Below are 11,296 nucleotides of genomic sequence, written 5' to 3' on the forward strand. Positions count from 1 at the left end.
CTGGTGGTGCCGGTGGTGCCGGTGGTGCCTGTGGTGCTGGTGGTGCCTGTGGTGCGGGTCAGGCCAGGTCAGGAGTCGGAGTCGCCCAGCTCCCTGTCGATGAAGGAGAAGAGGTCGTCGTCGGACGCCTCGTCCAGGTCGGGGGCGTCGTCGTCGCCGTCGTCCCCCAGGGCCGCGGCCAGCGCCCTGAGCCGGGCGGCGAGCTCCGGACGGCCGCCGGCGGCGGGCGCGAGGGAGGCGAGTACCCCTTCCAACCGGTCGAGTTCGGCGAGAGCCGCCGTCGTCTGCCGGTCCGTCGCGGGCGTGGTCCCCTCGGTTCCGGTTCCGGTTCCGGTTCCGTCCGTCCAGGCCGCGCCCGCGGCCGCGGCGAGTTCGTCGAGCAGGTGCCCGGCGAGCTCCCCGGGGGTGGGGTGGTCGAAGACGAGGGTGGCCGGGAGCCGCAGTCCGGTGGCGGCGTTGAGACGGTTGCGGAGTTCGACGGCCGTGAGCGAGTCGAACCCGGTGTCGCGGAAGGCCCGCTCGGTGTCGACCCGGCTCGGGGTGCCGTGTCCCAGGACGGTCGCCACATGCGTACGGACGAGGTCCCGCAGGTGCGCGGCCCGGTCGTCCGGCGTCATCGCGGCGAGCTGCCCGCCGAGGTCCGTGGCCCCCTCGGCGGGGCCGCCGGCGGCGGTCCTGCGCCGGGCGGCCGGCGTGGCGCCGGGCCGCGACCCGCGGGTGAGCCCGCTGAGCAGCGGCGCCAGCATGCCGTCCCTCTCCTGGGCGCGGAGCGCGGCGACGTCCAGGGCGATCGGGACGAGCGCCGGGTCGTCGCGGCGCATCGCCGCGTCCAGGAGGGACAGGGTCAGCTCGCTGTCCATGGGCGTCGCCCCGGAACGGGCGAGCCGCGAGCGGTCGGTGTCGCTGAGTCCGCCGGTCATGCCGCTGTTCTCGGCCCAGAGGCCCCAGCCGAGGGAGACGGCGGGGAGTCCGGCTGCCCGGCGGCGGGAGGCGAGGGCGTCGAGGGTGGCGTTGGCCGCCGCGTACGCGCCCTGTCCCGCGCCACCGAAGACGGCGGCGGCGGAGGAGAACATGACGAACGCGGCGAGGTCGTACGCGGACGTCGAGGTGAGTTCGTCGAGGAGGAACGCGGCGTCGACCTTGGGACGCAGTACGTGTTCGACGTCCGCGGTCGTCATCGACGGAAGGGTTCCGTCGGACAGGACTCCCGCCGTGTGGACGACCGCGGTGAGCGGGTGTTCGGCCGGAATCCCGGCCAGTACGCCTGTCAGCGCGTCCCGGTCGGCCACGTCGCACGCGGCCACCGACACCACGGCCCCCAGGGCCTCCAGCTCGGTCACCAACTCCCGTGCCCCGGGGGCGTCCGGGCCGCGACGGCTCACCAGCAGCAGGCGCCGCACACCCCACTCGCTCACCACGTGGCGCGCCACGATGCCCCCCAGTGCGCCGGTGCCGCCGGTCAGCAGGACCGTGCCCTCCGGGTCGAGGCCCGACGGCATGGTGAGGACGACCTTGCCCGTGTGACGGGCCTGGCTGACGTGCCGGAAGGCGTCGCGGGCGCGGCGGACGTCCCAGGTGGTGACGGGCAGGTGCCGGAGCACCCCGCGCTCGAAGAGTGCGAGGACCTCGGCGAGCATCTCGCCGATCCGCTCCGGCCCGGCCTCGCCGAGGTCGAAGGCGCGGTAGCCGACACCGGGGTGGTCGGCGGCGACCTTCTCCGGGTCGCGTACGTCGGTCTTGCCCATCTCCACGAAACGGCCGCCCGGTCCGAGCAGGCTCAGCGAGGCGTCGACGAACTCGCGGGCGAGCGAGTTCAGGACGACGTCCATGCCGGCCCCGCCGGAGGTGGTGCGGAACGCCGCCTCGAAGTCGAGGGTGCGGGAGGAGGCGATGTGCGCGTCGTCCAGGCCGAGGCGGCGCAGGGCCTCCCACTTCCCGGGGCTCGCCGTGCCGTGGACCTCCACGCCCCAGTGCCGGGCGAGCTGCACGGCGGCCATGCCCACGCCGCCGGCGGCGGAGTGGACGAGCAGGCGCTCGCCGGGCTTGACGTCCGCCAGGTCGCGCAGGGCGTAGACGGCCGTCAGGAACACCACCGGTACGGAGGCGGCCTGGGCGAACGTCCACCCTTCGGGCATCCGCGCGACGGTCCGCGCGTCGGCGACGACGACCGGGGCGTACGCCCCGGAGAGCAGGCCCATGACACGGTCGCCGGGGGCGAGGTGCGTGACGCCGGGGCCGGTCGCGGTGACCACGCCGGCGCCCTCGGTGCCCATCAGCGCCGGGTCGGGGTACATGCCGAGGGCGATCAGGACGTCGCGGAAGTTGAGACCGGTGGCCCGCATGGCTATGCGGACCTGGCCCGGGCCGAGCGGTTCCGGGGCGAGCGCATCGGCGTCGCCGGGCGCCGCCGTGAGGCTCTCCAGGCTGCCGTCCGCACCCGGCTCAAGGCGCCAGAGGGCCGGAGCGGCGGGAAGCGGCAGAGCGGCGAGGGCGTCGGCCGCGGTGGGCGCGGCGGCCCGTGCCAGACGGGGCACGAGGAGCGCGCCGTCCCGCACGGCGAGCTGCGGCTCGCCGGAGCCGAGGGCGGTCGCGAGGCTCTCGGCGACGGTCTCGTCGGTGGCGGTGCCGGTGCCGGTGCCGGTGCCGAGGTCGGTGTCGAGGTCGAGGTCGAGCAGGACGAACCGGCCCGGGCTCTCCGTCTGCGCGGACCGGCCCAGGCCCCACACGGCGGCCTGTCCCGTCGACCGCAGGCCGTCGCCGGAGCGAGCGGCGACCGCGTCGCGGGTCACGAGCACCAGACGCGCATCGGCGAACCGGTCGTCGGCGAGCCAGGCCTGCATCAGCGCGAGCGACCCGTGCAGGGCTTCGCGGACCTGCTCCGGCCCACCGGGGCCGGGAGCGGGGCAGGCCACCAGAACGGTCGTCGGGGCCGGGGTCTCGCCCCGGTCCACAGCCTGCGCCAGGGCGGCGAGGTCCGGGAAGGAAAGGACGTCGGTGCCACCGGAGCGCAGCGCCGCGGCGAGGCCGTCGGCGTAGCCGTCGTCGTCGCCCAGCACGACCGTGCCGGGCAGGAGCGCCCGCGCGGCACCGCCGTCCCAAGCGGTCCACTCCAGGACGTGCAGGGCGTCCGGCGTCGGGTCGCTGATGGCCGCCAGCTGCGCGGGGTCGACGGGAAGCACCGTGAGGGAGTCCGCGGCGAACACCGGCTGCCCGGTGGCGTCGGCCGCGCTCAGGGACACCGTGTCCGGCCCGGCCGGGGCCAGCCGCACCCGGAGGGCGGTGGCGCCGACCGCGTACAGGGAGAGCCCGCTCCAGGCGAACGGCAGACGCGTGCCCTCGCCGAACGCCCCGCCCGCCCCGGCCGCCTGCACGGCGGCGTCGAGCAGCGCCGGGTGGAGACCGAACCGCGCGCCCTCGGCGCCGGCGACCTCGGCCGGCAGGGCCACGTCGGCGAACACCTCGTCGCCGCGCCGCCAGACGCCGCGGACTCCCTGGAAGAGGGGGCCGTAGCCGTAGCCGCTCGCCGCGAAGCGCTCGTACAGACCGTCCACGTCCACCGGTTCGGCGCCCGGCGGGGGCCAGGCCTCCGTGTCGGCGACGGGGAGGGCGCGCTGCGAACGGGCCGCCAGCACACCGGTGGCGTGGCGCGTCCACTCCGCCTCGCCCGGCGCGTCCTCGGGGTGCGCGTAGAGGCCGAAGGTACGGCGGCCGGACTCGTCGCTCGCGCCGACCGACAGCTGCACGCGGACCGCGCCGCGACGGGGCAGGACGAGCGGGGCGTCGAGGGTGAGCTCCTCGACCAGATCGCAGCCGACCTGATCCCCGGCCCGGAACGCCAGCTCCACGAACGCCGTTCCCGGCAGCAGCACGGTGCCGGACACCGCGTGGTCGGCCAGCCAGGGATGCGTACGGAGGGAAAGGCTCCCCGTGAGCAGGCAGCCGTCGGAGTCCGCGAGCGGGACGGCCGCGCCGAGCAGCGGGTGCTCGGCCGCCCCGAGACCGGCGGAGGTGATGTCACCGACGGCGGAGAGGTCGGGCTGCGGCCAGTAGCGCTCGGTCTGGAAGGCGTACGTGGGGAGGTCGGGGTGGTGGCCGGTGGTGGCGGGGAGGAGGGGGTTCCAGTCGACCGTGAGGCCGTTGGCCCATGCTTCGGCGAGGGAGGTGACAAGGCGCTCCTGGCCGCCCTGGTCGCGGCGGAGGGTGCCGAGGCCGGTGACGGTGTCGGGGAGGGCCATGGTGAGGACGGGGTGGGCGCTGACTTCGACGAAGTGGGTGAAGCCTTCGTCTGCGGCGAGGGTTTCGACGGCCGGGGCGAAGCCGACGCGGTGGCGGAGGTTGCGGTACCAGTAGCCGCCGTCGAGGGCGGGCTCGGTGATCCAGGCGCCTTCGAGCGTCGAGAAGAACGGCACGCGCGGTGTCTGCGGGGTGAGCCCGGCGAGGACCTCGGCGAGCTCCTTCTCGATGGTCTCGACGTGGGCGCTGTGGGAGGCGTAGTCGACGGGGATGATCCGCGCGCGGACCCCATCGACCTCGCAGACGCGGGCGAGCTCCTCGATCTGGGTTGGGTCACCGGAGACGACGGTGGCGGTGGGCCCGTTGACGGCGGCCACGGACAGCCCGTCGAACCCGGTCAGGCGCTCCTGGACGGCGGCCTCGCTGAGCGCGAGGGAGAGCATGCCGCCCTTACCGGCGAGGTGCGCGGCGATCGACTTGCTGCGCAGGGCCACGACCCGGGCGGCGTCGTCCAGGCTGAGCGCTCCGGCGACACAGGCGGCGGCGATCTCGCCCTGCGAGTGCCCGACGACGGCTTGAGGCGTCACGCCGTGGTGCTGCCAGACGCGGGCGAGGGAGACCATGACGGCGAAGGTGACGGGCTGGACGACGTCGACCCGCTCCAGCGTGGGTGCGCCGGGCGTCTGCCGGACGACGGCTTCCAGCGACCAGTCGACGTACGGGGCGAGCGCGGTCTCGCACTCGGCCATGGCCGCAGCGAACTCCTCAGACACGTCAAGAAGTTCGGCACCCATCCCGGCCCACTGCGTGCCCTGCCCCGGGAAGACGAACGCCACCCGGCCGACACCGGAAGCCACACCCCGGACGAGACTCTCGGGAGCGGCCAGCGCTCCCGCGAACTCGTCCCGTCCGGCACCGACCACGACGGCCCGGTGCTCGAACTCCGCGCGCCCCCCGGCCAGTACGTGCGCGACGGCAGCCGCGTCCAGATCCGTACGGCTGTCCGCGTAGGCGGCGAGCCGCCCGATCTGCGCGTCCAGCGCGGCCGGAGTCTTCGCCGACACCGGCCACGGCAGCACACCCGCCGACGGACCGTCGGCCTGAGTCTCCTCAGCGGCCGGAGCCTCCTCCAGCACCACGTGCGCGTTCGTGCCGCTGATGCCGAACGACGAGACCGCTGCCCGGCGCGGTCCGCCGTCGCTCTTCTCCGGCCAGTCCATGGCCTCGGTGAGGAGTTCGACCGCGCCCGCCGACCAGTCGATCTGGTCCGAGGGCTTGTCCACGTGCAGGGTCTTCGGCAGGACGCCGTGGCGCATCGCCTGGACCATCTTGATGATCCCGGAGACGCCGGCGGCGGCCTGGGTGTGTCCGATGTTGGACTTCAACGATCCGAGCCACAGCGGCTGTTCGCCGTCCCTGCCCTGTCCGTATGTGGCGATGAGCGCCTGTGCCTCGATCGGGTCTCCGAGCCGTGTGCCCGTGCCGTGGGCCTCGACGACGTCCACGTCGTTCGGCGTGAGCCGGGCGTCGGCCAGGGCGCGCCGGATCACGCGCTGCTGCGACGGCCCGTTCGGAGCCGTAAGACCATTGCTCGCGCCGTCCTGGTTGACCGCGCTGCCGCGCACGACCGCGAGCACCCGGTGACCGTTGCGGCGCGCGTCCGACAGACGCTCGACGAGGAGCATGCCGACGCCCTCCGACGGTCCGAACCCGTCCGCCGACGCGGCGAACGCCTTCGACCGGCCGTCCTCCGCGAGCCCGCGCTGGCGGCTGAACTCCACGAACGTCGTGGGCGTCGACATGACCGTCACGCCGCCCGCGAGCGCCAGCCCGCACTCGCCCTTGCGCAGGGCCTGCACGGCGAGGTGCAGGGCGACCAGCGACGACGAGCAGGCCGTGTCGACCGTGACCGCCGGGCCCTCCAGGCCGAGCGTGTACGAGACGCGGCCGGACATGATGCTGGCGGCGTTGCCCGTACCGACGTAGCCCTCCAGGTCCTCGGCGGTGTTGCGGAGCAGCGGCTCGTAGTGGGGGCCGTTGGTGCCCGCGAAGACGCCGACCTGCTGTCCTTGCAGGGAGGTCGGGTCGATCCCGGCGTCCTCGACGGCCTCCCAGGAGGTTTCGAGGAGGAGCCGCTGCTGCGGGTCCATGGCGAGGGCCTCGCGCGGCGAGATCCCGAAGAAGTCGGCGTCGAACTCGCCCGCGTCGTCCAGGAATCCGCCGGCGCGGCAGTACGTCCGCCCGGACGCGTCCGGGTCCGGGTCGTACAGGCCCTCGACGTCCCAGCCGCGGTCCTGCGGGAACCCGGAAATCGCGTCCCCGCCGCCGGCCACCAGCCGCCAGAGGTCCTCCGGCGAGGCGACACCGCCCGGCAGACGGCACGCCATGCCGACGATCGCCACCGGCTCGTCGTCGGTGACTCCGCTGTCCACGGGCACGTGCTCGGCGTCACCGGCCTGCTCGCCGAGGATCTCCGTGAGGAGGAACTCCGCGAGTGTCCGGGGGGTCGGGTAGTCGAAGACGAGGGTGGCCGGGAGGGCCAGGCCGGTGGCGTTCTTGAGGCGGTTGCGGAGCTCGACCGCCGTCAGCGAGTCGAAGCCGAGGTCACGGAAGGCCCGCCCGGTGTCGACGGCCTCCGGGGAGGGGTGGTTGAGGACCACGGCGAGGTGTTCGCGGACCAACTCCTGCATACGGCGCTGCTGTTCGGCGCCGGTGAGGCCGCCGAGCTCGCGGCTCAGGTGAGTGTCCTCGGTGGTCGTCGTCTGCTGCTCGTCGAGCGCGCGGCGCGCCTCGGGCAGGTCGGCGAGGAGGGTGCTCGGCCGGGCCGTGGTGAAACCGGGGGCGAAGCTCGACCAGTCGACGTCGGCGATCGTCACGGCGGTGTCGCCGTGGCCGAGCGCGGTGTCCAGGGCGGTGAGTGCCGTCGCGGGGGCGAGGGGGCGCAGGCCGAGGCGGCGCAGCCGCTCGCCGGACGTGCCTTCGGTGACGCGGCTGCCCTCCCAGGGGCTCCAGGCCACGGAGGTCACGGTGGGGCCTTCGGCCCGGTGCCGGCCGGCGAGGGCGTCGAGGAAGGCGGTACCGGCGGCGTACGCGCCCTGACCGGCGCCGCCCCAGATCGCGGCGACGGAGGAGAAGAGGACGAGGACGGGCGTACGGTGTCCGGGCCCCGCTGCCGCCGCGGCCTCCCGCAGCAGGTTGTCCAGGTGCAGCGCGCCGGCGGCCTTCGCGGTCACGACACGGGCGAGGGCGTCCGGGTCGGTCGCGGCCAGCGGGTCGGAGACGACCGTGGGCGGCAGGTGGAGCACGGCGCTGAGCGGGTGTTCGTCGGGGACGGCGGCCAGCAGTCGGGCCGTCGCGTCCGGGTCCGTGAGGTCGCAGGCCACGACGGTGGCCGCCGCGCCCAGGTCCGCGAGTTCGGCGATGAGCCCGGCGAGGTCCGCGTCGGCGGTGTCGGAGGCGCTGGCGTGAAGGAGGAGGTATCCCGCTCCGTCACGGGCCAGCCGGCGCGCGGCCTCGGCGGCCGCCGGCTCGTCGGCGCCGGTGACGAGCACGGTGCCGTCGGCCTGCCACCACGGCGAGGCGGTGCCGTGGGCGGCGAGGGGGGCGCGGACGAGACGGCGGGCGAGCAGCCCGGAGGCGCGTACGGCGACCTGGTCCTCGCCCGTACCGCCGCCGAGGACCGTGGTCATCCGGTCCAGGGCCGCCCGGTCGGCGTCCGAGGGCAGGTCGACCAGGCCGCCCCACCGCTCGGGGTGCTCAAGGGCGGCGACCCGGCCCATGCCCCACACCATGGCCTGGGCGGGGGAGGTGACGTGGTCGGCCCGGCCGACGGACACCGCGCCGCGGGTGACGCACCACAGCGGGGCGCCGACACCGGCGTCCTCCAGTGCCTGCAACAGGGTGAGGGTGGCCCCGGTGCCCCGGGTGAAGGGGGCGGGGTGACCGGGGTGCGCGCGCTCGTCCCACGCCAGCAGCGAGAGGACACCGTCGACGGCTCCACCGGCAGTCGCCAGGGCCTCCTCCAGAGCCTCCGCGAGCTGCTGCCGGTCGCCCAGCGCGGACACGTCCAGCTGTACGGGGTCGGCGCCGGACAGCGCGGCGAGCACCGGGGCCGCCTCGGAGGAGCGGTCCTCGGAGGTGACGACGAGCCAGCGCCCGGACAGCACGGTCGACTCGGCGGTCGTGAGGCGCTTCCAGTCGATGCGGTAGCGCCAGGAGTCCTGCACGGAGCCCTGGACGGCGGGGGAGTCGTGGAGCCAGTAGTGACGGCGCTGGAAGGCGTACGTGGGGAGGTCGGGGTGGTGTCCGGTGGTGGCCGGGAGGAGTGGGCTCCAGTCGACCGCGAGGCTGTTGGCCCACGCCTCGGCGAGGGAGGTGACAAGGCGCTCCTGGCCGCCGTTGTCACGCCGCAGGGTCGCCAGACCGGTGACGGTCTCCGGCAGAGCCATGGTGAGGACGGGGTGGGCGCTGACCTCGACGAAGTGGGTGAAGCCTTCGTCGGTGGCCAGCGTCTCGACCGCCGGGGCGAAGCCGACGCGGTGGCGGAGGTTGCGGTACCAGTAGGTGCCGTCGAGGGCGGGCTCGGTGATCCAGCCGCCTTCGAGGGTCGAGAAGAACGGCACCTGCGGAGCCTGGGGAGTCAGGCCCGCGAGAACCTCGGCCAGCTCCTTCTCGATGATCTCGACGTGGGCGCTGTGGGAGGCGTAGTCGACGGGGATGATCCGCGCACGGACCCCCTCGGCCTCGCAGACGCGGGCCAGTTCCTCGATCTGGGCGGGGTCGCCGGAGACGACGGTGGCGGTGGGCCCGTTGACCGCTGCCACGGACAGCCCGTCGAACCCGGTCAGGCGCTCCAGGACGGCGGCCTCGCTCAGCGCGAGGGAGAGCATGCCGCCCTTGCCCGCGAGGTGCGCGGCGATGGACTTGCTGCGCAGGGCCACGACCCGGGCGGCGTCGTCCAGGCTGAGCGCACCGGCGACGTACGCGGCGGCGATCTCGCCCTGGGAGTGTCCGACGACGGCCTGAGGCGTCACGCCGTGGTGCTGCCAGACCCGTGCCAGGGAGACCATGACGGCGAAGGTGACGGGCTGGACGACATCGACCCGGTCCAGCGTGGGCGCACCCGCTGCCTGACGGACGACGGCGTCAAGCGACCAGTCCACGTACGGGGCGAGCGCAGCTTCGCACTCGGCCATCGCGGCAGCGAACTCCTTCGAAACATCAAGGAGTTCGGCACCCATTCCGGCCCACTGCGTGCCCTGTCCCGGGAAGACGAACGCCACCCGACCCAGGTCGGTGGCCGTGCCCCGTATCAGCCCTTCCGGAGCGGCCAGCGTCTGTATGAGGTCGTCCCGCCCGGTCCCGATCGCGACGGCCCGGTGCTCGAACTCCGCACGCCCACGTGCCAGTACGTGCGCGACGGCGCCCGCATCCAGATCCGTACGGCTGTCCGCGTACGAGGCAAGGCGCCCGATCTGCGCGTCCAGCGCGGCCGGGGTCTTCGCGGACACCGGCCACGGCACCACACCACCGACGGCCGACGGCTCGGCGTCCGGGGTCTCCTCGGCAGCGGCGGAGGCCTCCTCCAGCACGACGTGCGCGTTCGTGCCGCTCACGCCGAACGACGAGACCGCCGCCCGTCGCAGTCCGCCGTCGCCCTTCTCCGGCCACTCCATGGCCTCGGTGAGCAGCTCGACGGCGCCCGCCGACCAGTCCACCTGGTCCGTCGGCTGCTCCACGTGGAGGGTCTTCGGCAGGACGCCGTGGCGCATCGCCTGGACCATCTTGATCACGCCGGAGACGCCGGCGGCGGCCTGGGTGTGTCCGATGTTGGACTTCAACGATCCGAGTCGCAGCGGCTGTTCGCCGTCCCTGCCCTGCCCGTACGTGGCGATGAGCGCCTGCGCCTCGATCGGGTCGCCGAGCCGTGTGCCCGTGCCGTGCGCCTCGACGACGTCCACGTCGCCGGTCGTCAGGCGGGCGTCGGCGAGCGCGCGCCGGATCACGCGCTGCTGCGACGGCCCGTTCGGAGCCGTAAGACCGCTGCTCGCGCCGTCCTGGTTCACGGCGGTGCCCCGGACCACGGCGAGCACGCGGTGGCCCTTGCGGCGCGCGTCCGACAGGCGCTCGACGAGGAGGACGCCGACGCCCTCGGACCAGCTGGTGCCGTCCGCTGTCGACGAGAAGGACTTCGAGCGGCCGTCCGGGGCCAGGCCGCGCTGCCGGCTGAACTCCACGAAGGTGCTGGGCGTCGACATGACCGTGACGCCGCCGGCGAGGGCCATGTCGCACTCGCCCTTGCGCAGGGCCTGCACGGCGAGGTGCAGCGCCACCAGCGACGACGAGCAGGCCGTGTCGACCGTGACCGCCGGGCCCTCCAGGCCCAGCGTGTACGCGACCCGGCCCGAGGCGACGCTGCCGGAGTTGCCGGTGCCCAGGTATCCCTCGATGCCCTCCGGGATGTCGGTGAGCCGCGTGGCGTAGTCGTGGTACATCACGCCGGTGAAGACGCCGACCGACGTGCCGCGCGCGGTCGCCGCCGGGATCCCGGCGTGCTCGAACGCCTCCCAGGACGCCTCCAGGAGGAGCCGCTGCTGCGGGTCCATGGCGAGGGCCTCGCGCGGCGAGATCCCGAAGAAGTCGGCGTCGAACTCACCCGCCTCGTACAGGAATCCGGCCTCGCGGGCGTAGCTCTTGCCCGTCGCCTCCGGGTCCGGGTCGTACAGGCCCTCCACGTCCCAGCCGCGGTCCTGCGGGAACTCCGAGATCGCGTCCTCGGCACCCGCCACCAGCCGCCACAGGTCCTCCGGCGAGGCGACACCGCCCGGCAGGCGGCAGGCCATGCCCACGATCGCCACCGGCTCGCCCGCCTTCGCCTCCAGCTCGCGGAGGCGGCCGCGGGCCTCGTGGAGGTCCGCCGTGGCACGACGCAGGTAGTCGAGGTACTTCTCTTCGTTCACCGTGGACACGCTGTCCCCTTGAGTTCCTGGAGGCGCCCGAGGCGCGCATGACGTGATTCGAGTCGAGGTGCCCGGGACGGGGTCCGGGCGGGAGGCGACCGTGC

General features: G+C 74.5%; 1 protein-coding gene. It reads right to left on the reverse strand.

Annotation, left to right across the window (positions count from 1 at the left end; translation table 11 throughout):
- Positions 1-68 precede the first annotated feature (68 nt).
- Positions 69-11,249 (reverse strand): SDR family NAD(P)-dependent oxidoreductase, encoded by an 11,181-nt coding sequence (locus tag ACFWWU_RS10870; protein WP_384142877.1) that lies wholly within the window; start codon positions 11,247-11,249, stop codon positions 69-71.
- Between the last annotated feature and the right edge of the window lie 47 nt (positions 11,250-11,296).

Origin of the sequence: Streptomyces sp. NPDC058650 (genome assembly GCF_042717315.1) — a bacterium.
Classification (GTDB): domain Bacteria; phylum Actinomycetota; class Actinomycetes; order Streptomycetales; family Streptomycetaceae; genus Streptomyces.